Source organism: Bacillus sp. DHT2 (genome assembly GCF_026241455.1).
Classification (GTDB): domain Bacteria; phylum Bacillota; class Bacilli; order Bacillales; family Bacillaceae_G; genus Bacillus_A; species Bacillus_A pseudomycoides.
In genome coordinates this window covers 123,678-144,316 of sequence record NZ_JAPHWH010000005.1, presented here as the reverse complement: position 1 = coordinate 144,316, position 20,639 = coordinate 123,678, and the positions used below count along the sequence as shown (strand labels likewise).

21 protein-coding genes, 2 pseudogenes and 4 other annotated features (1 of these 27 only partly in view) are annotated in these 20,639 nt (G+C 37.4%); of the genes and pseudogenes, 15 read left to right on the top strand and 8 right to left on the bottom strand.

Translation table 11 applies throughout. From position 1 onward, the window contains the following. Positions 1-125 precede the first annotated feature (125 nt). The 8 genes from ytxC to ORL93_RS14160 all read left to right on the top strand — a co-directional run bounded on the left by ytxC (position 126) and on the right by ORL93_RS14160 (position 7,916). A complete protein-coding gene (gene ytxC, locus ORL93_RS14195; RefSeq protein WP_006096188.1) occupies positions 126-1,007 on the top strand; it encodes a putative sporulation protein YtxC in 882 nt (293 codons plus the stop codon). Positions 1,008-1,038: 31 nt separating this feature from the next. Further along, positions 1,039-1,267 (top strand) — a binding site (T-box leader). A 47-nt stretch (positions 1,268-1,314) separates the two neighbouring features. After that, on the top strand, positions 1,315-3,246 hold the full coding sequence (gene thrS, locus ORL93_RS14190) for a threonine--tRNA ligase (protein WP_097795342.1): 1,932 nt from the start codon (positions 1,315-1,317) through the stop codon (positions 3,244-3,246). A gap of 206 nt (positions 3,247-3,452) precedes the next feature. Beyond that, positions 3,453-3,574 (top strand) — a sequence feature (ribosomal protein L20 leader region). Positions 3,575-3,635: 61 nt separating this feature from the next. Beyond that, complete coding sequence (gene infC / locus ORL93_RS14185) at positions 3,636-4,139, top strand: translation initiation factor IF-3 (protein ID WP_000973214.1); 504 nt, start codon at positions 3,636-3,638, stop codon at positions 4,137-4,139. 21 nt (positions 4,140-4,160) lie between these two features. Continuing rightward, positions 4,161-4,361: a 50S ribosomal protein L35 gene (gene rpmI / locus ORL93_RS14180; RefSeq protein WP_001125945.1), complete on the top strand. Its 201-nt coding sequence runs from the start codon at positions 4,161-4,163 to the stop codon at positions 4,359-4,361. 37 nt (positions 4,362-4,398) lie between these two features. Then, a complete protein-coding gene (gene rplT / locus ORL93_RS14175) occupies positions 4,399-4,755 on the top strand; it encodes a 50S ribosomal protein L20 (protein WP_003201011.1) in 357 nt (118 codons plus the stop codon). Positions 4,756-4,952: 197 nt separating this feature from the next. Further along, complete coding sequence (adhP, locus tag ORL93_RS14170; protein WP_097795343.1) at positions 4,953-5,969, top strand: alcohol dehydrogenase AdhP; 1,017 nt, start codon at positions 4,953-4,955, stop codon at positions 5,967-5,969. Positions 5,970-6,269: 300 nt separating this feature from the next. Then, positions 6,270-6,761 carry a dUTP diphosphatase gene (locus ORL93_RS14165; protein WP_003200923.1) on the top strand — a complete coding sequence of 164 codons (492 nt, stop codon included), beginning with the start codon at positions 6,270-6,272 and terminating at the stop codon, positions 6,759-6,761. 69 nt (positions 6,762-6,830) lie between these two features. Beyond that, positions 6,831-7,916 carry a M42 family metallopeptidase gene (locus ORL93_RS14160; protein ID WP_016116571.1) on the top strand — a complete coding sequence of 362 codons (1,086 nt, stop codon included), beginning with the start codon at positions 6,831-6,833 and terminating at the stop codon, positions 7,914-7,916. Positions 7,917-7,956: 40 nt separating this feature from the next. Here ORL93_RS14160 and ORL93_RS14155 read toward each other — a convergent pair whose 3' ends face one another. Both ORL93_RS14155 and ORL93_RS14150 read right to left on the bottom strand, forming a co-directional pair. Beyond that, a complete protein-coding gene (locus tag ORL93_RS14155) occupies positions 7,957-8,427 on the bottom strand; it encodes a DUF2691 family protein (RefSeq protein WP_097795344.1) in 471 nt (156 codons plus the stop codon). Between the two features lie 82 nt (positions 8,428-8,509). Beyond that, positions 8,510-9,127, bottom strand: a complete 618-nt coding sequence (locus tag ORL93_RS14150; protein ID WP_006096191.1) for a TetR/AcrR family transcriptional regulator — start codon at positions 9,125-9,127, stop codon at positions 8,510-8,512. Positions 9,128-9,422: 295 nt separating this feature from the next. On the opposite strand from ORL93_RS14150, the gene ORL93_RS14145 reads away from it, so the two are divergent. Together ORL93_RS14145 and ORL93_RS14140 are read left to right on the top strand one after the other, a co-directional pair. Then, positions 9,423-10,076 carry an HlyD family secretion protein gene (locus ORL93_RS14145; protein WP_018764448.1) on the top strand — a complete coding sequence of 218 codons (654 nt, stop codon included), beginning with the start codon at positions 9,423-9,425 and terminating at the stop codon, positions 10,074-10,076. A gap of 14 nt (positions 10,077-10,090) precedes the next feature. Next, positions 10,091-11,875 (top strand): DHA2 family efflux MFS transporter permease subunit, encoded by a 1,785-nt coding sequence (locus ORL93_RS14140; RefSeq protein ID WP_097795346.1) that lies wholly within the window; start codon positions 10,091-10,093, stop codon positions 11,873-11,875. A 37-nt stretch (positions 11,876-11,912) separates the two neighbouring features. On the opposite strand, the gene ORL93_RS14135 is transcribed toward ORL93_RS14140, so the two are convergent. The 3 genes and pseudogenes from ORL93_RS14135 to ORL93_RS14125 form a co-directional block, all read right to left on the bottom strand. Continuing rightward, complete coding sequence (locus tag ORL93_RS14135; protein ID WP_033799148.1) at positions 11,913-12,278, bottom strand: hypothetical protein; 366 nt, start codon at positions 12,276-12,278, stop codon at positions 11,913-11,915. Positions 12,279-12,329: 51 nt separating this feature from the next. Then, a pseudogene (locus ORL93_RS14130) lies at positions 12,330-12,580 on the bottom strand (CPBP family intramembrane glutamic endopeptidase); the annotation flags it as partial. Between the two features lie 167 nt (positions 12,581-12,747). Next, positions 12,748-13,461 carry a CPBP family intramembrane glutamic endopeptidase gene (locus tag ORL93_RS14125; RefSeq protein WP_006096196.1) on the bottom strand — a complete coding sequence of 238 codons (714 nt, stop codon included), beginning with the start codon at positions 13,459-13,461 and terminating at the stop codon, positions 12,748-12,750. Between the two features lie 123 nt (positions 13,462-13,584). Here ORL93_RS14125 and ORL93_RS14120 point away from each other — a divergent pair, with 123 nt between their 5' ends. Then, positions 13,585-13,731, top strand: coding sequence for a hypothetical protein (locus tag ORL93_RS14120; protein WP_176549040.1), 147 nt, complete (start codon positions 13,585-13,587; stop codon positions 13,729-13,731). A gap of 17 nt (positions 13,732-13,748) precedes the next feature. Beyond that, positions 13,749-13,853 (top strand): annotated as a pseudogene (locus ORL93_RS31280) (sigma-70 family RNA polymerase sigma factor); the annotation flags it as partial. 122 nt (positions 13,854-13,975) lie between these two features. On the opposite strand, the gene ORL93_RS14115 reads toward ORL93_RS31280, so the two are convergent. Together ORL93_RS14115 and sspI are read right to left on the bottom strand one after the other, a co-directional pair. Next, positions 13,976-14,560 (bottom strand): HD domain-containing protein, encoded by a 585-nt coding sequence (locus ORL93_RS14115; RefSeq protein WP_265959149.1) that lies wholly within the window; start codon positions 14,558-14,560, stop codon positions 13,976-13,978. A 227-nt stretch (positions 14,561-14,787) separates the two neighbouring features. Next, positions 14,788-14,997: a small acid-soluble spore protein SspI gene (gene sspI / locus ORL93_RS14110; protein WP_017153966.1), complete on the bottom strand. Its 210-nt coding sequence runs from the start codon at positions 14,995-14,997 to the stop codon at positions 14,788-14,790. Positions 14,998-15,111: 114 nt separating this feature from the next. Between sspI and ORL93_RS14105 the strand changes: the two genes are divergently transcribed. The 3 genes from ORL93_RS14105 (at position 15,112) to pheT (ending at position 19,685) form a co-directional block, all read left to right on the top strand. Then, positions 15,112-15,876, top strand: a complete 765-nt coding sequence (locus tag ORL93_RS14105) for a TrmH family RNA methyltransferase (RefSeq protein WP_018764445.1) — start codon at positions 15,112-15,114, stop codon at positions 15,874-15,876. Between the two features lie 63 nt (positions 15,877-15,939). Then, positions 15,940-16,168: a binding site (T-box leader), on the top strand. 43 nt (positions 16,169-16,211) lie between these two features. Beyond that, on the top strand, positions 16,212-17,246 hold the full coding sequence (pheS, locus tag ORL93_RS14100; protein WP_003200942.1) for a phenylalanine--tRNA ligase subunit alpha: 1,035 nt from the start codon (positions 16,212-16,214) through the stop codon (positions 17,244-17,246). Between the two features lie 18 nt (positions 17,247-17,264). Then, a complete protein-coding gene (pheT, locus tag ORL93_RS14095) occupies positions 17,265-19,685 on the top strand; it encodes a phenylalanine--tRNA ligase subunit beta (protein WP_097786647.1) in 2,421 nt (806 codons plus the stop codon). Between the two features lie 86 nt (positions 19,686-19,771). Here the strand turns inward: pheT and ORL93_RS14090 are convergent, their stop codons facing one another. Beyond that, positions 19,772-20,458 carry a hypothetical protein gene (locus tag ORL93_RS14090; protein ID WP_265959148.1) on the bottom strand — a complete coding sequence of 229 codons (687 nt, stop codon included), beginning with the start codon at positions 20,456-20,458 and terminating at the stop codon, positions 19,772-19,774. 41 nt (positions 20,459-20,499) lie between these two features. Continuing rightward, positions 20,500-20,639: a binding site (T-box leader), on the top strand (it continues 113 nt past the right edge of the window).

Sequence of the window (20,639 nt, the reverse complement as noted above, 5' to 3'; positions counted from 1 at the left end):
AGCAAGGATTGTAGAGTGAAGCGGAAGCAGGTATTGCTACTTAGCGCCTAGCTTTCGTGAACTGGACTCTTACGGGGGCTTGAGAGAAAGTAACTCCGTAGAGCGGGATAAAAGGGGGGACAGGAGTGATTGAAATCTGCTTCGAAGAAAAAAATGATGCTGCGCACGTATATCAACAACTGATAAAGAGAACGGAAAAGCTATATAAAGAAACAAGTGTTTATTTATATGAACAAAAGGTAACGATTCATATACCAATATGCGAATCGAATTATATTGAGAAAGTTTTAACACCAGTACTTCTTTATTTTATTGTTAATATAAAACAAAACGAATGGCTTCGTACTATTTTAAAAGAGAAATTTTTTTATGAAGAACAAGAAGAGTGCCATCAAATTTTACATATGGCACATGCTATCTTAAATGGAAAGCGAAAAGGGATTGCCCGTGATCTAACACGTAATAAGATTGAAGTCCGTATTATGTCTTCTTTAAAAGGATGGCTCTGTGACCCACTTTCTTTTTCTTTTTCATCTTATATTCGTTTTCGCCTCCGCGCATATAGGGAGATGGTACACCGACTTGCGGAAGTGGCGATCGATGAATATAAAATGGAGCAAGAATATCAAGTGTTTGTAGAAATGCTAAGGCAACAAGTGAGCAGCCGAAAATCACGTTTACCGTGTCTACATCTTGTATTTGATGAAAGTTTTATTTTTTATGATGAAAAAGGAATACGTTTAAAACAAGAAAAATTGGTTCAATATATAGAAGAGGATTTACTAAATAAGCAGGGCGTATATATTGACACGAAGGTAATTGCACCGCTTCTTTCTATTGCGCCGAGAATGATTTATTTGTACACGAAAGAGCAAGATCACAATATGATTGTTACCCTTCAAAATGTATTTCAAGAACGAGTTCAGTTATGTGCACTGCATGAATTTGAACACAACGTGAAAAATTTAAAAAATAAAGGGAACACCCTTGATTTTCTAAGTTTTTGAGCATATAATTACCTACATAAATGAAATATATTGAAATGTTACGATGAGGACATGAGTGATTTACTACGATTTTCAGAGAGGGAAGCCTTAGGGTGTGAGCTTCCTAGTACGGGTTTATTACTTACCACCTCTAAACTTTAGCAGTGAACACTTTTTCTAGTAATTGCTAACGGCCAACACCGTTATGTTGAACTTGAGCAATTGACAGTTTAGTTAATTGGAACAAGGGTGGAACCACGAATTCAACACTCGTCCCTTTTTACGGGATGAGTGTTTTTTATTTTGAGAAAAAAAGGAGTGACCAGTGATGGCAGATGTAGTTAAAATTACTTTCCCTGATGGAGCTGTGAAGGAGTTTCCAAAAGGAACAACAACTGAAGAAATCGCAGCTTCTATTAGCCCAGGCTTAAAGAAAAAAGCTGTGGCTGGAAAATTAAATGATGAGATGATCGATCTTCGTACACCAATTGAAGAAGATGGTGCAGTTTCAATCATTACATTAGATTCTGAAGATGGCTTATACATTTTACGCCACTCAACAGCCCATCTTTTAGCACAAGCGTTAAAACGTTTATATAAAGATGTAAAACTTGGTATTGGTCCAGTAATCGAAAATGGTTTCTACTACGATATCGATATGGAAGAAGCAATTACAGTTGAGGACTTCCCAAAAATCGAAAAAGAGATGCAAAAGATTGTGAACGAGAATTTAGAAATCGTTCGTCATGAAGTGCCACGTGCGGAAGCGCTTCGCCGTTATGAAGAAATTGGCGATGAGCTAAAATTAGAATTGATTAACGATCTTCCAGAAGATGCGATTATTTCAATTTATGAACAAGGCGAATTCTACGACCTTTGCCGTGGGGTTCACCTTCCATCTACAGGGAAAATTAAAATGTTTAAATTGTTAAGTGTTGCAGGTGCTTACTGGCGTGGCGATAGCAATAATAAAATGCTACAGCGTATTTACGGTACTGCATTCGTGAAGAAAGCAGAATTAGATGAGCATTTACGTATGCTTGAAGAAGCGAAAGAGCGTGACCACCGTAAATTAGGTAAAGAGTTGAAATTATTTACAAATAGCCAAAAAGTAGGACAAGGGTTACCGCTTTGGTTACCAAAAGGTGCAACAATCCGTCGTATTATTGAGCGTTACATTGTTGATAAAGAAGCGAGCTTAGGATATGACCACGTATATACTCCAGTATTAGGAAGCAGAGAGCTTTATGAAACTTCTGGTCACTGGAATCACTACCGAGACGGCATGTTCCCATCAATGGAAATGGATAATGAGGAATTAGTACTTCGTCCAATGAACTGCCCTCACCATATGATGGTGTATAAAAACGATATCCACAGCTATCGTGAATTACCAATTCGTATTGCAGAGCTTGGAACAATGCACCGCTATGAAATGTCGGGTGCACTATCTGGATTACAACGTGTACGTGGAATGACTTTAAATGATGCGCACATTTTCGTTCGTCCAGATCAAATTAAAGAAGAATTAAAACGCGTTGTAAACTTAACTTTAGAAGTATATAAAGACTTCGGTTTAGAAAATTATTCATTCCGCTTATCTTATCGTGATCCAGAAGATACTAAAAAGTATTATGCTGACGATGAAATGTGGGAAAAAGCACAATCTATGTTAAAAGAAGCTATGGATGAAATGGGTCTTGAGTACTATGAAGCTGAAGGTGAAGCTGCATTCTACGGTCCAAAACTTGACGTTCAAGTTCGTACTGCACTTGGAAAAGACGAAACACTTTCAACTGTACAATTAGACTTCTTACTTCCGGAGCGCTTTGAATTAACTTACGTTGGGGAAGATGGTAAACCTCATCGTCCAGTTGTTATTCACCGCGGTGTTGTATCAACTATGGAACGTTTCGTTGCTTTCTTAATCGAAGAGTACAAAGGTGCATTCCCAACATGGTTAGCGCCAGTTCAAGCACAAGTAATCCCAGTTTCTCCGCAAGTACATTTAGACTACGCGAAGAAAGTACAGGAAGACTTGCAACGTGCTGGTATCCGTGTGGAAGTGGATACTCGTGAAGAGAAAATCGGTTATAAAATCCGTGAAGCACAAATGCAAAAAATTCCGTATATGCTTGTAGTAGGTGACAATGAAGTTGCTGAAAACGGCGTAAACGTACGTAAATACGGTGAACAAAAATCAGAAACAATCGCATTAGATGCGTTTGTTGATATGATTAAAGTTGAAGGGAAACGCTAAGGAAAAGGCGCGGCATGCCGCGCCTTTGTTTTATGGGTAAGGGGAACAAAAATTAGAAATAATAACCAAACAAGACTTATCATAAAAAAGTATTGCATGTATTCGTGTTGTTTGTTACAATATTTCTTGTTGTTAGTAAAACGCGTCTTCTTGACAGACGTTATATCCTATGGTAAACTCATCAAGGATAATAGAATATTGTTTTGTAGAACAAGTAGAAGCACCCGCTTCTCACCTGATTGACGCATACGCAGTTAGCAGGTAAATGTCTTTCTTACTTAAGATTGTACAAGTGTGGGTGTCCGTATGCCCACACTTTTTTGTTTGGGTTCTATGACTACAAACGTATTCTAAGAAAACCTTGGAGGTGGCTTACTATTAGCAAGGATATGATGATTAACGAGCAAATTCGTGCACGTGAAGTACGTTTAGTTGGTGCGAATGGTGATCAACTTGGCATCAAGTCTCGTAATGACGCTTTAGACTTAGCTGCAAATCTTAATCTTGATTTAGTATTGGTTGCTCCAAATGCGAAACCGCCAGTATGCCGCATTATGGACTACGGTAAATTCCGCTTTGAGCAACAAAAGAAAGAAAAAGAACAGCGCAAAAATCAAAAAGTAATTAGCATGAAAGAAGTTCGTTTAAGTCCAACAATTGATGAACACGACTTTAACACAAAACTTCGTAATGCTATCAAGTTTTTAGAGAAAGGCGACAAGGTTAAAGCGTCAATTCGCTTTAAAGGACGTGCCATTACTCATAAAGAAATCGGTCAACGTGTTTTAGATCGCTTCTCAGAAGCTTGTGCTGAAGTTAGTACAATCGAATCTAAGCCTAAAATGGAAGGACGTAGTATGTTCTTAGTTTTAGCACCGAAAAACGATAAGTAATAGATAGAGGAGGAAATACCTATGCCTAAACAAAAAACTCATCGCGGCGCTGCAAAGCGTTTCAAAAAGACTGGATCTGGTAAACTTAAGCGTTCACACGCTTACACAAGCCATTTATTCGCTAACAAATCTACGAAAGCTAAACGTAAACTACGTAAAGCTGGTGTAGTAAGCGCTGGTGACTTCAAACGCATTCGTCAAATGCTTGACAATTTAAAATAAGTTCGGCTGATATATAGAACAAATAGGAGGTAATATTATGCCAAGAGTAAAAGGTGGTACAGTTACTCGTCAACGTCGTAAAAAAGTTATAAAATTAGCAAAAGGTTACTACGGTTCTAAAAATACATTATTTAAGGTTGCTAACCAACAGGTTATGAAATCTTTACTATATGCATTCCGTGACCGTCGTCAAAAGAAACGTGACTTCCGTAAATTATGGATCACTCGTATCAACGCAGCTGCTCGTATTAACGGTCTTTCTTACAGCCGTTTAATGCACGGTTTAAAAGTTGCTGGTATCGAAGTTAACCGCAAGATGCTTGCTGACTTAGCTGTTCATGACGAAAAAGCTTTCGCTGAATTAGCAACAGTTGCAAAAAACAACTTAAACTAATTGTTCAAAAACCTTAGAAGAATTTTCTTCTGAGGTTTTTTTATTGTTTGGAGCTACTTTTATAATTAATATAATTGTTCAATAATTTGTGATATATTTCGCAAATTATTGTCATAATTCAACTGCCTCTCGTTTCTTCTATTATATTAAGATGAACTTGTAAGAACTTTTTGTATCTATAACTAGGAGGCGTTTACATGAAAGCAGCAGTTGTAAATGAGTTCAAAGAGAAGTTAGAAGTGAAAGAAGTTCCAAAACCAAAAGCTGAACTTGGTGAAGTTCTTGTACATATTGAAGCATGCGGCGTTTGCCATACAGATTTACATGCGGCGTACGGTGATTGGCCGGTAAAACCGAAACTCCCATTAATTCCAGGACATGAAGGTGTTGGAGTTATTGAAGAAGTAGGGGAAGGTGTTACTCACGTGAAAGTTGGTGACCGGGTTGGAGTACCATGGCTATATTCAGCGTGTGGTCATTGTGAATATTGTTTATCTGGCCGTGAAACGCTTTGCTTAGATCAACATAATGCAGGTTACTCAGTTGATGGTGGTTATGCAGAGTATTGCGTTGCAGCAGCTGATTATGTTGTGAAAGTACCGGATAACTTAGAGTTCGTTGATGCAGCACCGCTATTTTGTGCCGGTGTTACAACATATAAAGCATTAAAAGTATCAGAAGCAAAACCTGGCGATTGGGTTGCGATTTTTGGTATCGGTGGCCTTGGGCATTTAGCCGTTCAATATGCAAAAGCAATGGGGTTACATGTTGTTGCTGTTGATACCGTAGATGATAAATTAGAGCTCGCCAAAGAACTTGGTGCAGATTTAGCTGTGAATCCACTTAAAGAAGATGCGGCAGCGTGGATATTCGAGAGAGTAAAAGGTGTGCATGCATCTATTTGTACAGCCGTATCAAAGCCGGCATTTGATCAAGCGTACCGTTCTGTTAGACGAGGTGGCGCGTGTGTAGCAGTAGGGTTACCACCAGAAATGATGGAAGTACCAATCTTTGATACCGTCTTAAATGGCGTGAAAATTATTGGCTCTATCGTAGGGACAAGAAAAGACTTACAAGAAACATTGCAATTTGCCGCAGAAGGAAAAGTAAAAGCAATTATAGAAACACGTCATCTTGATGAAATTAATGAGATTTTTAGTGAAATGGAAGAAGGAAAGATTAATGGACGTGTTGTACTTGATATGACAAAATAAGTATAAAAGCTATAACAATATAGAAGAATATGCAGTAAAAAAGTCGGAGGTTTCCTCTGGCTTTTTTATTGTCGTTTAAAGGCATCTTTCCTAGTAGAAACGACACTGCTATAATGGAAAGATGATATGGAAGTTTCATCATATGTAGATGATGTCTGAAACGTATTGATGATTTAGGGACAAGCTATTTTATAAGGGGCTAGGAAGCTAATTAGATAATAAAGGGTAGGATTTTTAAAGCTTACAATAAATATGAGATGAAACAACATTGTTTTTATGCGATGTTGGAGGAGGAATAGAATGGATTTACTACAGCTATTTAAATTACAAAAAGAGTTAGATGATCGTATTGTGAAAGAGCATGATTTACAACCGAAGAAATTATTAAAAGAAAAAATGCTAGCACTCCTTGTTGAAATTGGAGAACTTGCAAATGAAACACGTTGTTTTAAATATTGGAGCAAAAAACCAGCAGCTGAACGTGAAGTTATACTTGAAGAATATGTAGATGGCCTGCACTTTATTTTATCGATTGGAATTGACCTAGGAATTGATAAAAACTTCCTATTTTATAAATGTGCTCAAACGAACAAAACACAAGTTGAAATTTTCTTAGACACGTATGCGAAAGTAATTCGTTTTACGGACCAACCGTCTATTACAAATTATATTGAACTATTTACAAGCTACCTTCGTTTAGGACAAGCTCTTGAGTTTGGTCAAGAAGAAATTGAAAAAGCATATTTAGATAAAAACGAAGTCAATCATCAGCGTCAAACACAAGGGTATTGATTTGTTTTTTGAATATTTCAATTTACTTTTGTATAATGAAGTGAATGAAGAAAAAGGAGGGTGTTGGCAATGACAAAATTAGATTCGACATTGACAATGCTAAAAGAATTAACAGATGCACGCGGGATTGCAGGTAATGAGCGCGAACCACGTGAAGTTATGAAAAAATATATCGAACCATTTGCAGATGAACTTTCTACAGATAATTTAGGAAGTTTAGTTGCGAAAAAAGTTGGGGAAGAAAACGGTCCGAAAATTATGGTAGCTGGCCACTTAGATGAAGTTGGCTTTATGATTACGCAAATTGATGACAAAGGTTTCCTTCGTTTTCAAACAGTTGGTGGCTGGTGGTCACAAGTTATGCTTGCGCAGCGCGTAACAATTGTAACACGTAAAGGTGATGTAACAGGTGTAATTGGTTCAAAACCACCACACATTTTACCAGCAGAAGCTCGTAAAAAACCGGTTGAAATTAAGGACATGTTCATTGATATCGGTGCTTCTAGCAAAGAAGAAGCAATGGAATGGGGCGTACGACCAGGGGATCAAGTTGTACCATACTTTGAATTCCAAGTGATGAAAAATGAAAAGATGCTACTTGCAAAAGCATGGGATAATCGCATTGGCTGTGCTATTGCAATTGACGTGTTAAAACAATTAAAAGATGAAAAGCATCCAAACGTTGTATACGGCGTTGGAACTGTTCAAGAAGAAGTAGGTCTTCGCGGTGCGAAAACATCTGCACATTATATTAAACCAGATATCGCATTTGCTGTAGATGTTGGTATTGCCGGCGACACACCAGGAGTAACAGAAAAAGAAGCGCAAAGTAAAATGGGCGATGGACCACAAATCATTTTATATGATGCATCAGTCATTGGACATACTGGGCTTCGCAATTTCGTAGTTGATGTGGCGGATGAATTAGATATCCCTTATCAATATGATTCTGTAGCTGGTGGCGGGACTGACGCAGGTGCAATTCATATTTCTGTCAATGGTATTCCATCTATGGCGATTACGATTGCAACTCGTTATATTCACTCTCATGCAGCAATGTTACATCGTGATGATTATGAGAATGCAGTGAAGTTAATTGTAGAAGTTATCAAACGTCTTGATAAAGAGGCTGTACATAATATCACATTTAATTAATAAGAAAAAGCGAGGGGAGTTCCCTTCGCTTTTTTATGTTTTACCATGCAGTTATTCTTGTTCTTGTATCATTTTCATCAGTAATAAATTGTATATTTTCAAATCCGAAGACTTCTGCGTTCTTATAAAGTAATTCGAGTTTTTCTTTATCTTTGCAGTAAATAACGGTATAACAGCTGTCTACTACGAAAAGAACGAGTTCACACTCACTTTCAACGAATTCTTCATAAGTTTCAATTTCTGAAACTTTGCCTTTCGGATATGCTTGTAAATCAGCGAAAATAATACAATAGACATTGTTTTCTAGTAGCTTTTTAAGATCAGCACCTTCCATTATTTTATTATCTGTTTCAAAAAGGTCTTTATCTATATCTAACTCATTATTAACCACTAAATAAGACTCTACGGGGATAACCCTCCAACTGAAAGTGGAAATGTCTATTGGTTTTAATACATCTCCAAGAAAAGAACCGAATTTATTTGGTATTTGAAAACTTATTCCTCTCTTCATAAAATAATACTCCCTCTGATAATTTTGTAAATATTACTAAATACTATATGAAAGATCTTTAATGCGTTATAAATATATCTTGTTAAAAAGGTCTCTCTAGTCCAGCAGCAGTATGCGCTCCTAAAATAATCAACCTTGTAAGCTGCATCGCCATAAAGTGCGGCGTATAAATCATCCCTCTTTTTAACCACGACATAATCATACCGATATGCGCACCTGTTACATAGCTAATGAGAATATCACGAGGAACCATAAGTTCGTCATCATCTGGCTGTGAAATAGAAAGACTTAATGTTAAATGTGTTTGAATGGTTTTCATCATTTTATAAGAATAGTTTCCAGCTGCTTTGTCTCCGAGCATTACGTTATAAAAGGTTGCATTCTCAGCGATGTGTTCAAATAGGGCTAGAAAAATTGGATTAGGTGAATCGAATGTAAGCTGAAAATCTTCTTTTGTTTGCTTTTTTGGTTTAATCACTTCTGATAAAGATGCTAACATCTCCTCTATACTCTTATCCAATAAATCGTATTTATCATGATAATGGCTATAAAAGGTAGCACGATTGACAGGAGCACGTTCAGCGATATGTTGCACTGTGACATTTTCAAATCCTTTTTCGCCTACTAAAGCGACAAAAGCATCCTGTATTAATTGTCTCGTTCGTTTCACACGCGGATCGTTTGTATTTTTAATAGACATTTTATTTCTCCTTGCTGAATTTTAATCACTTAAACAACAAATAGATAGCAAAGTGTTGGATAACCAACACATATGCTCGCATTGTCGGTTGTAGATTCAAAATAATTATTTATAATTATAAACGATATTCCTTTAGAAAACAGCACCGCGAGCATGCAGGTAAAGATTGTGTTGCATAGCAAAGGGTGTGATTTTTTTGTTTAATGGTTAATATAATTAACCATTAAACAGTATAAACAAAAGGGGTAGAAATAGTTTAGAAAAAAATTATATGCGATATAAGGAGAGGAAAGCAATGAATCAGTTTCGAAGAATGGTGATTATTAATATTATCACATTAATTGTATTAGTTGGCGGCGGTATTGGCGGTTATTACTACTATAATCAAGCTGAAAACTATTTAAAAACAGATAATGCGAAAATCGATGGGAAAGTGATCCCAATCGCATCACCAGTAGCAGGGAAATTAGCAGAATGGAAAGCCGAAGTAGGTAAGAGCTACAATGAAAACGATAAATTAGGTGCTGTTACTGTATCAGGACAAAATGGTGAGCAAACAATCGACGTAACAATTCCTAAAAATGCAACAGTTGTTCAATCCAATGCAACAACAAATGCGTTTGTCGGAGCAGGTAGTCCAATTGCATATGCATACGATATGAACGATTTATGGGTAACAGCAAACATTGAAGAAACAGACATTGATAGTGTACAAAAAGGTCAAGAAGTAGACGTATATGTAGATGCATATCCTGATACAACGTTAACAGGAAAAGTAGAACAAGTTGGATTAACAACAGCAAATACGTTCTCTATGTTACCATCAAGCAATGCAACAGCAAATTATACGAAAGTAACACAAGTTGTACCAGTTAAAGTTTCTTTAGATCATAGCAAATCAGTAAATATTGTTCCTGGAATGAATGTGACAGTTCGTATTCATAAGTAAGGGGGGAAGATAAAATGTCCTCAGGTTTAATTGTAGGATATGCATTATTTTGTATCATCGTCTTCTTCCTTGTAAATCGTCTTTTAAGAAAGAAAAAAACGAACGCGGGAGAAGAACAAGTCCCAGCCGTAAGTAAGATAGAAACAACGCAATCAGAACAACCAGAACCAGAACCTTCCAATGTAGTAGAATTAGAAACGACAAAAAAAGAAGTAGTAGAACAAGAAATACAGAAAATGACAAAAGAAGTACCGAAAAAGCAATTGCCGGTAGAGAATGTCAATGTAAAAGCAGTTGTAGCGGTACTAATTCTCGGTATGTTCGTTTCCATTTTAAACCAAACAATCATTAATGTTGCATTGCCTCCATTAATGAATGAGTTCAATGTATCAACTTCAACAGCGCAATGGTTAATTACAGGATTTATGCTCGTGAACGGGATTTTAGTACCAATTAGCGCTTTCTTAGTTTCTCGGTTTACGTATCGAAAATTGTTTGTAGCAGCTATGTTATTCTTTACAGTCGGCTCTATTATTTGTGCGTTATCTGGAAACTTCACAATGATGATGACAGGGCGTGTAATTCAAGCGGTAGGCGCTGGTATTTTAATGCCAGTTGGTATGAATATTTTCATGACTTTGTTCCCGCCGCATAAGCGCGGAGCTGCAATGGGATTACTTGGGGTAGCGATGATTTTAGCACCGGCTATCGGACCAACTGTAACAGGATGGGTGATTGAAAATTATAGCTGGAACTTAATGTTCTATGCGATGTTTGCCATTGGTTTAATCATCATATTATTATCTTTAAAATTCTTTACACTAGCTCAGCCAGTTTCTAAAACAAAGTTAGATATGTTTGGTGTTATTAGTTCAAGTATTGGACTTGGTAGCTTACTGTATGGATTTAGTGAAGCTGGAAACAACAGCTGGAGCAGTGCCGAAGTTGTTATTTCACTTATTATTGGTGTAATTGGTTTAGCGGTGTTCATTTGGAGAGAGATGACGACGGATAACAAAATGCTGGATTTACAAGTGTTTAAATATCCAACGTTTACTTTTACATTATTAATTAACGCGATTGTAACAATGGCATTATTCGGAGGTATGTTATTACTTCCTGTATACCTGCAAAACATTCGTGGCTTTACGCCAATTGAATCAGGTCTCCTGCTTCTTCCAGGATCATTAATTATGGGGATTATGGGACCGATCGCAGGGAAACTATTTGATAAGTATGGCATTCGTCCATTAGCAGTAGTTGGATTAGCGATTACGACATATGCAACGTATGAGTTTACGCAGCTAACAATGGATACACCATATAGCGTCATTATGACGGATTATATTATACGTTCATTTGGTATGTCATTCATTATGATGCCAATTATGACAGCAGGTATGAACGCACTGCCGATGAAATTAATTTCTCACGGTACAGCAACACAAAATACATCTAGACAAGTAGCAGGTTCAATTGGTACAGCAATCTTAATTACAATTATGACGCAGCAAACAACAGCTCACGTAGCGGATTACGGAAATATGCTAACAAAAACAAACCCAATTTTAGTGGATAAAGTACACGGAATGGGACAAAGTTTAGCAGCGGTTGCCGGATCAGCACAAGCTGGGGATGCGATGAGCTCACAACTATTATTCGGACAAATTTCGAAGCTGTCTGCGATTAATGGTATTAATGATGCTTTCTTAATTGCAACAATATTAGCGGGTATTGCCTGGGTATTATCATTATTCTTGCCATCAGGTAATAAGCCGAACCGAAAAGCAGGGAATTAATTTCTCTGCTTTTTCTATGTTCTTATATTTTAAAAAACTACATCGGCAGAGACATCAATTGATAGAAGATAGCTCCCAGTACTCCTGCCGAACAAATGATAATCCCCATATTGCGAATGCTCTTAATTTGATTACGTATCCCGCTTATACTTGCCAATAAGCCAGCTAAAGCGAAAAGAATCCAGTACAGGACAGTTGGAATTGGTAAGATCTTATCGCTATCAATCCCCATTCCCCAGAAAATAAAAGGCATAGCGACGAATGAGAAACAAATAATCCCCATTGTAATAACAAGTAGCTTTCGATACCTGACTCCTGCTATAACTAAATAAATTCCACCAACTATTCCACATGATACAAGTACGGGCATAAAGAAAACCCACAGAAAGCTTAACATTTGCATATTATAAATTCCTCCTAATTTGTAAGTTATATTTTACAATAAAAGGTTTATTTAATAAAAGAAAGAAGAAGTATTGATAATGATATGAAGTAACATAGCTGGAATGATAGATTTTGTTTATATAACAATGCGGCAAATAGTCCAGTAATAAATGCACTCACCATCACACCAACTGAATATGTATGAGCGATGCCAAATAATAGACTGGATAAAAGCGCAGCTGGCCAAAATGTAAACTCCTCTTCAAAGAAACGTAAAAGCAATCCCCTGCATACAAGTTCCTCATAAATAGGTCCAATGATCTAACTGTGTACGTATTTGCAAAGTTATACTCCTTTTTCATTTAATAGATTAAAGTTTCAATTTATCACGTTATTTGTGGGCAGTAAGACTCCCCGCCTCAAGATTCAGAGAGAAACAAGGGAGATAGGTGGGGGATGAGGAACCCCCCACTGATTAAAGTTTCACTTTATAAAAACGCAAGCGTATTATTCATAATATGAAATAGCATGGCTGGAAGGATGGAATTTGTTCGTTTGCATAAAATCGCCATCAATAGCCCCATAAGGAAAGTAATAAGCATTACACCAAGTGAGTATGTATGAGCGACTCCGAAAATTAAGCTCGTCCCAATTGCAGCAATCCAAAATGGAAAACGTTCTGAGAAGAAACGAAGGATGATACCTCGGAAAATAATTTCTTCAAAAATAGGAATGAAAATTGCAGATCCAATAATTAATAAAATTCGATATTGCTTTAGAACATCCAAGTTTAAAGCGGATGCTTGTTGCGCTGTTGCATCGGGAAATAGATGTGTTGAGATTAGTGAATTCAAGACGATATTTAAGGCGAAGAAAAGAGTTAGGTATACGTAAGTACTTACCTTTTTGAGTGCCCTGAAATTGAAAGCAGATGATAATAGCTTTTTCACCGGTTCATACTTATAGATGAATAACAATAAAACGAGCAGTTGTAATAAAGTGCTTGCAGTATTTCCAAGTGACTCATATAGAGCAATTGTCTTTTTATTTGTAATGCCTTCACTATAAATCGTAAGCGGGAGTAATATAAATAAGCCGCTTAGTAGTCCTGTTCCAAAAAAGGCAAATAAGGAAGAACCAAAAAATTGTAACCAGGACATAGATTGTTTTGGACCGTATGTAAGTTGTGTAGTCGATTGCATATATCGAATCTCCTCTTTATATTTATATATAAAAATTATACACATTTAGTTTCAGTATGTCATTGTCTAATATTACATAATAATCAGATATCTAAAGTTGGAAATGAATGATTAAGAAACAAAATGGAAAAGTACGATATTTCGTTATTGATTGATAGGGTGGACTCATCAAAGGTATTTATTCAAAAGCATTTAATTTCTTTAGACGACGCACATGAAGAATGTATGGATGATATACAGTTAGTTATTCGGGGGAACATTGAAAAATAGAATATAGTCTGATATAAATTGTTTTTACACCCACAGTCACATCAGGTGAAGAGGGAGAGAAGAAAATAGATTACCGAAAAGTGTTAAATAAGGAAGTGTTTGAAGTTGTTGTAAAATCATAAAAGAGGTATCGCTATGTAGCGGTGCCTCTTTTTATAATTCAATTTATGATTATCCTAATTCCATTCACTTATATGTGTGATGGATGTTGTATGGATTGCCAATCCGGTATATTAAAAATATATTACTGTTTAACAAATTCGCTCTGTTCTTTTCTTTTATTTACAGAAATACGAGCAAGGGACGCTGGTTGTTGTTTTTGTAATTCACGCTCTACCATTCGATCTAATCGCTGAATTGCTTTCAATGCTTTTCCATAAGAGATTGTTCGATAGTGATGTGCTCCACCTGGTTCTTCATCGGCTTCGTCCGCCCACTTAATAATATTTTGTAACGGTGTTCTTTCAAGCGTTTGTGCTAGTAAAAAGGAATCTGTGTGCAAGAGAATCGCAACAGAAATTTCCTTTGCTTGTTTTGGATGTTCTCCTAATCGAATTAGTAATTTATGAGCTCGTTCCGCTCCTTTAATCGCATGTATATCATTCTTTTTATACAATTCATAGTCCCATTCTCCGCCTGTGTACCATGTATGATGTCCTATATCATGAAGAAAACCAGCCTTTGTTGCAGCATCGACTGAGGCGTGATGCTTTTTTGCTAAGTGAAACGCATGGTAAGCGACGGCGATCGCGTGAACCATTCCGGAACGGTTTATATATTTTTGTTTGATATGATGTTGGAAAATTTGTTCAAGCGTGATACGGCGCATAAAACATTCACTCCTTTTATTCGTTGATGTGTATGATGGAAACAAAAAGATAGACATAAATATATTTTGGATATTTTACTCCATCATGCCTGTGTTAGTAAAGTAGAAATGTTTAGGAGAAGAGGAATTTGAGAAAGGAACAGTTTCTAAGAATAGAAGAATTGAGAGGGGGATTCATCATGAAAATAAAAATCACCCTAGCTCAAGCTAAGGTGACTTCCTATTCCTTATTTTTTTAACCCTTGCTCAAGTGTCTCTAACATCTCATGCTTTCCATTTTCGTCGGCATTTTGCCAAATCACTTCAAATAAAACACCAAGACCTGGAAGCATTTTTTCTTCACCACTTTGAATTGCTTCTACAATTGTTTCTTGTAATTCGCCTTGTGTATTTCCTGCAACGTTTGCTAAGACAGCGCCGCGTAAATTAAAGTTCATCACTTTCACCTCTTCTTCTGAATTGAAACTGACGTTAGTTTTTGTTCTTTTTTATGTAAATATGTATAAAAAATAGGCTATAATGAGAAGACAAGAAGAGAGGGAATGCATAGAATGAAAAACATTGATTCAGTACAAAATCCGCGCGTAAAGCAGTGGAAAAAGCTGCAGACGAAAAAAGAGCGCGATAAAAAAGGTTTATTCTTTGTAGAAGGATTTCATTTAGTAGAGGAAGCTTTAAAAGCAGGAGTTATAACAGAACTTATCGTCTCAGATCAGACAGATCTTCCGAAAGATTGGACGGTTACTGATGTTGAAATGTATATTGTGCCGGAAGCAATTGTAAAGGTACTTCGTGAAACAGAAACGACGCAAGGTGTATTTGCTGTTTGTGAGAAGCATGAGAAAGAAATCGCTCTTACAGATGGGAAATTTCTATTATTAGATGGCCTACAAGACCCAGGTAATTTAGGAACAATTATTCGTACAGCAGATGCAGCTGGTATTCATGCCGTTGTGCTTGGAGAAGGATGCGTGGATGCTTATAATAGTAAAGTGCTCCGCTCTACACAAGGTTCGATCTTCCATTTACCGATTGTGAAAGGAAACTTAGAAGAATGGGTAGATAAGTTAAAAGAAAAGAACGTTCCTGTATACGGAACATCTCTTGAAAACGGAATTCCATATGGTGAAGTAACGCCGACAGGAAGTTTTGCATTAATTGTAGGAAACGAAGGAAATGGTGTACGCCTAGAAATTCTTACAAAATGTAATCAAAACTTGTATATTCCGATTTATGGCGGGGCAGAATCATTAAATGTTGCGGTTGCTGCTGGAATTTTAACGTATTATTTACAAAGCCCAGTTGCGAATCGATAAAAAACTTCTTATAATAAATTGAAGTACATGTTCATGATGAACATATAATAAAAGTGAAATAATGAAAAGACGTTGATAGAGAAGAGTAGCTTGCAAAATCGCCATATAGGGAGAGAGTGCCGTAGACTGAAAGCATTCTTATGGTAGACGGAAGTGAATTCACCTCTGGAGTTGACGCCAGGACCATTGATATGTAAAGGCGTTCCGGTCTAACAAGCCGTTATAACTAATTGAGTGGGCAGACTTGTTCTGTCAATTTAGGGTGGTACCGCGAATTTACCTCGTCCCTTTTTGGGAGCGAGGTTTTTTTATTTTTAAAATTAGGAGGGTTCCAAATGGAAGCACGTTTAAAAGAGCTAAAGCAAAAAGCGTTAGAGCTGATTGAAGAAGCGAAAGAGCTAAAGGGCTTAAACGATGTACGCGTAGCGTATTTAGGAAAAAAAGGTCCGATTACAGAAGTATTACGCGGCATGGGGAAATTATCTCCAGAAGAGCGTCCACGTATGGGAGCATTAGTAAATGAAGTACGTGAAGCAATTCAAACGCGTTTAGAAGACAAAATTAACAATATCGAAAAAGCAGTAATTGAAGCGAAATTAGCATCTGAAACAATTGATGTTACATTACCAGGCCGTCCTGTAGAAACAGGTTGTCATCATCCGTTAACAGCGGTTGTTGAACAAATTGAAGATGTATTTATCGGTATGGGGTATGAAGTAGCTGAAGGAACAGAAGTAGAGAAAGACTACTACAATTTCGAAGCATTAAACTTACCAAAAGATCACCCAGCGCGTGATATGCAAGATACATTTTACATTACAGAAGAAACATTGCTACGCACACATACATCTTCTGTGCAAGCAAGAACAATGGAAAATAATAAAGAAAAAGGTCCAATTAAAATTATTTGTCCTGGTAAAGTGTATCGCCGTGATGATGACGATGCGACGCATTCACATCAGTTCATGCAAATTGAAGGTCTTGTAATTGACAAGAATATTCGTATGAGTGATTTAAAAGGTACATTGCAAGTATTCGTGAAAAAGATGTTCGGTGAAGACCGTGAAATTCGTCTTCGTCCAAGTTTCTTCCCATTCACAGAACCATCTGTTGAGATGGATATTTCTTGTATGATGTGTCACGGAAAAGGTTGCGGCACTTGTAAAGGAACAGGATGGATTGAAATTTTAGGTGCAGGTATGGTTCATCCAAACGTACTTGAAATGGCTGGCTATGATTCAAAAGAATATCAAGGTTTCGCATTCGGTATGGGTGCAGAGCGTATCGCTATGTTAAAATACGGCGTTGATGACATTCGCCATTTCTATACAAATGATGTACGTTTCTTACAACAATTCAAACGAGCGTAAGGGAAGGAGAGGATAAATATGTTCGTATCATATCGTTGGTTACAAGAATATGTAGATATTAAAGATGTAACGGCACAAGAACTAGCAGATAAAATCACGAAAAGTGGTATCGAAGTAGAAGGCGTTGAAGTATTAAATAAAGGTGTAAAAGGTGTTGTGGTTGGTCACGTATTAGAATGTGAAAAACACCCAGAAGCTGATAAATTAAGCAAATGTCTAATCGACATCGGTGAAGAAGAACCAGTACAAATCATTTGCGGTGCTCCTAACATTGCAAAAGGTTTAAAAGTACCAGTTGCGAAAGTTGGCGCGGTTCTTCCTGGTAACTTCAAAATTAAAAAAGCAAAACTACGCGGCGAAGCTTCTCACGGTATGGTTTGTGCCCTACAAGAGCTTGGTATTGATGGTAAATTAGTTGCGAAAGATTATGCAGATGGTATCTTCATCTTCCCAAGTGACGCTGAAGTTGGTGCAGATGCACTTGAAATCTTAAACTTACATGATGAAGTACTCGAGCTTGGTTTAACACCAAATCGTGCTGATTGCTTAAACATGTTAGGTGTTGCATATGAAGTAGCTGCTATTTATGGCCGCGAAGTGAAACTACCAGCCGCTGACTTACAAGAGGTAGAAGAAAAAACTTCTGACTATATTTCTGTGAGTGTAGAAGCAACAGAGCAAAATCCATTATATATCGCAAAAATGGTGAAAAACGTAAAGGTAGGTCCATCACCAATGTGGATGCAAACGCGCCTTATGGCAGCGGGTATTCGTCCAATTAGCAACGTAGTTGATATTACAAACTACATTTTAATTGAATATGGTCAACCATTACATGCATTTGACTATGATAAATTAGGTTCAAAAGAAATCATTGTTCGTCTTGCAAAAGAAGGCGAAAAGATTCAAACATTAGACGATCAAGAGCGTACACTACAAGAGCATCACCTTGTTATTACAAACGGTACAAAAGCATTGGCTGTTGCTGGTGTAATGGGTGGGGCTGAATCTGAAGTTGACAACGATACAGTAAACGTTCTGATCGAGTCTGCATACTTTGCAGGGCAAACAGTGCGCCGCACATCAAAAGATTTAGGTCTTCGTAGTGAATCAAGTGCACGTTTTGAAAAAGGAATTGATCCAACACGTACATTTGAAGCAATTCAACATGCAGCAGCTTTAATGGCGAAATATGCTGGTGGTGAAGCACTTGAAGGTGTAGTAGAAGTTGATAACTTACAAGTACAAGAGCGTACAGTATCTGTTACAGCTGAAAAAGTAAACCGTGTATTAGGTACAGACATCTCTGCAAGTGAAATGGGTACAATCTTTACAAACTTGAAATTCCCATTTACAGAAGTAGAAGGAACATTCCATGTAAACGTACCAGTACGTCGTCCTGATATTACAATTGCAGAAGACTTAGTAGAAGAAGTAGGTCGTCTGTACGGCTACGATCATATTCCAGTTACACTACCAACTGGTACAATGACACGTGGTAAATTAACAGTAGCGCAAGCAAAACGTCGTAAAGTACGTCGTTACTTAGAAGGTGCTGGCTTATATGAAGCGATTACGTATTCATTAACAAGCGCTGATAAAGCAAAACAATATATGGTTGAGCCGAACGAAAAAGCTCCTGTTAATCTTGCACTTCCAATGAGTGAAGAGCGCAGCCAACTTCGTTTAAGCTTAGTACCACAATTGTTAGAAGCAGTTTCATATAACAACGCTCGTAAAAACGACAGTGTTGCATTATATGAAGTAGGTTCTATCTTCCTACCAACAGCAGAAGGCGAGCTTCCGAAAGAAGAACAACATCTTGCTGGTGTTATGACAGGTCTTGCACTTCATCATGCATGGCAAGGTGAGAAGAAAGTTGTTGATTTCTTCGTTGCAAAAGGTGTATTAGAAGGATTGTTCGACGTACTTGGCGTTTCAAACAATATCACATACCTACCAACAAAACGTGAAGGTATGCACCCAGGCCGTACAGCTGATATCTTACTAGACGAAGAAGTGATAGGTTTCATCGGTCAGTTACACCCAGAAGCACAAAAACAATTAGATGTGAAAGATACGTTCGTATTCGAATTGTCTCTAGTAAAAGTATTTGCTGCTGATACAGAAGAAACTTACTACTCAGCAATTCCACGTTTCCCATCTATGACACGTGATATGGCAGTTGTAGTAAATACGGAAGTAAAAGCTGGCGAAATGAAGCAAGTAATTGCAGAAGCAGGTGGAGAACTTCTAAAAGAAGTAACACTATTCGACTTATACGAAGGTGAAAAAATGGAAGAAGGCAAGAAATCACTTGCATTCTCTATGAACTACTTCGACCCAGAGCGTACATTAACAGATGAAGAAGTGACAGAAGCACATAGCCGTGTATTAGCGGTGGTAGAAGAGAAATTTGGTGCGGAGTTACGTAAATAATAAAAAAGCAGCCATTTGGCTGCTTTTTTATTATTTTTTTCACTTGCGCAACTTGTTCAAATTCCGCTGATGGAATCTTCATTTCATCACACGCAAGGTGAAGGGGTGGTTACTTCTCCGAAGAAAGGAACCCCATTTACTGTACCTGAAGCTATAAGGGTTATATCTCCAGGTCCAAAAGAAGTGACGGTAGTGTGGAAGAATCCATCTGCTTCTGTAAAAACTGTAGTTGGAGAGACAGTTGCTGCACCTTGTATTGTGAAAGAAACTGGTATTCCTGCAAATCCAATGCCATTCACTAACAAACGACCTGGTACAACAACGGGAACGTTACAATCTGCACTTGTAAATCCTAGTCCAATAGCTACTTCAGTACCAGTTACTCCTAGTCTTCTAATGCAGACTTTGACGATCTCTTTTTCTTGGAATTTAAAAGCAACTCGCAAGTCGTTTATAAATCCAAAATTTTGTTCTTGGGCAGAAACTTGTCCAAGAATTGCTACACCCGTGACTTCGAAAAGGTCTCCTTCATTGGCATCTTCGCGGTCAATAACACATTGAAAAGGGATATCGTCGAAAACTTGAAAACCCGGTACTAGAGTGCCATTTTCTAAAACAGCAGTGTAAGTTAAAGTTTTATGAACTACCCCACAGATTACAACTTTTTCTGGGATTACGCTTTCAATATCCGCTTCAACCGTTTGTGTGAAGATAACGGTATTTGCAAGTGCTGGGGGGACAAGCTGTGTGGTGCGCTCAACAACAACTTGCATCTTTCCCTCGAATGTAGTACATTAATTTTAGTTTAACAAAATGAAAGACGATGATAAGGAAAAGTAGTATATACTATAATCCATAGCGAGTCAGGGACGGTGAGAGCCTGATGAGGCGGTATATATGAAGAACACCTTGGAGTTGCTAACCGAAATTGAAGCTTATATTCAAGAGTAGACT

Coding starts and splice junctions, on each gene's coding strand:
- sspI (WP_017153966.1), bottom strand. CDS start 14,997: ATGAACTTTAATTTACGCGGCGCTGTCTTAGCAAACGTTGCAGGAAAT.
- rpmI (WP_001125945.1), top strand. CDS start 4,161: ATGCCTAAACAAAAAACTCATCGCGGCGCTGCAAAGCGTTTCAAAAAG.
- ORL93_RS14090 (WP_265959148.1), bottom strand. CDS start 20,458: ATGCAAGTTGTTGTTGAGCGCACCACACAGCTTGTCCCCCCAGCACTT.
- pheT (WP_097786647.1), top strand. CDS start 17,265: ATGTTCGTATCATATCGTTGGTTACAAGAATATGTAGATATTAAAGAT.
- ORL93_RS14105 (WP_018764445.1), top strand. CDS start 15,112: ATGAAAAACATTGATTCAGTACAAAATCCGCGCGTAAAGCAGTGGAAA.
- ORL93_RS14125 (WP_006096196.1), bottom strand. CDS start 13,461: ATGCAATCGACTACACAACTTACATACGGTCCAAAACAATCTATGTCC.
- ORL93_RS14120 (WP_176549040.1), top strand. CDS start 13,585: ATGGAAAAGTACGATATTTCGTTATTGATTGATAGGGTGGACTCATCA.
- adhP (WP_097795343.1), top strand. CDS start 4,953: ATGAAAGCAGCAGTTGTAAATGAGTTCAAAGAGAAGTTAGAAGTGAAA.
- ORL93_RS14155 (WP_097795344.1), bottom strand. CDS start 8,427: ATGAAGAGAGGAATAAGTTTTCAAATACCAAATAAATTCGGTTCTTTT.
- ORL93_RS14115 (WP_265959149.1), bottom strand. CDS start 14,560: ATGCGCCGTATCACGCTTGAACAAATTTTCCAACATCATATCAAACAA.
- ORL93_RS14165 (WP_003200923.1), top strand. CDS start 6,270: ATGGATTTACTACAGCTATTTAAATTACAAAAAGAGTTAGATGATCGT.
- ORL93_RS14135 (WP_033799148.1), bottom strand. CDS start 12,278: ATGCAAATGTTAAGCTTTCTGTGGGTTTTCTTTATGCCCGTACTTGTA.
- ORL93_RS14160 (WP_016116571.1), top strand. CDS start 6,831: ATGACAAAATTAGATTCGACATTGACAATGCTAAAAGAATTAACAGAT.
- ORL93_RS14145 (WP_018764448.1), top strand. CDS start 9,423: ATGAATCAGTTTCGAAGAATGGTGATTATTAATATTATCACATTAATT.
- ORL93_RS14150 (WP_006096191.1), bottom strand. CDS start 9,127: ATGTCTATTAAAAATACAAACGATCCGCGTGTGAAACGAACGAGACAA.
- ORL93_RS14140 (WP_097795346.1), top strand. CDS start 10,091: ATGTCCTCAGGTTTAATTGTAGGATATGCATTATTTTGTATCATCGTC.
- thrS (WP_097795342.1), top strand. CDS start 1,315: ATGGCAGATGTAGTTAAAATTACTTTCCCTGATGGAGCTGTGAAGGAG.
- rplT (WP_003201011.1), top strand. CDS start 4,399: ATGCCAAGAGTAAAAGGTGGTACAGTTACTCGTCAACGTCGTAAAAAA.
- pheS (WP_003200942.1), top strand. CDS start 16,212: ATGGAAGCACGTTTAAAAGAGCTAAAGCAAAAAGCGTTAGAGCTGATT.
- infC (WP_000973214.1), top strand. CDS start 3,636: ATGATGATTAACGAGCAAATTCGTGCACGTGAAGTACGTTTAGTTGGT.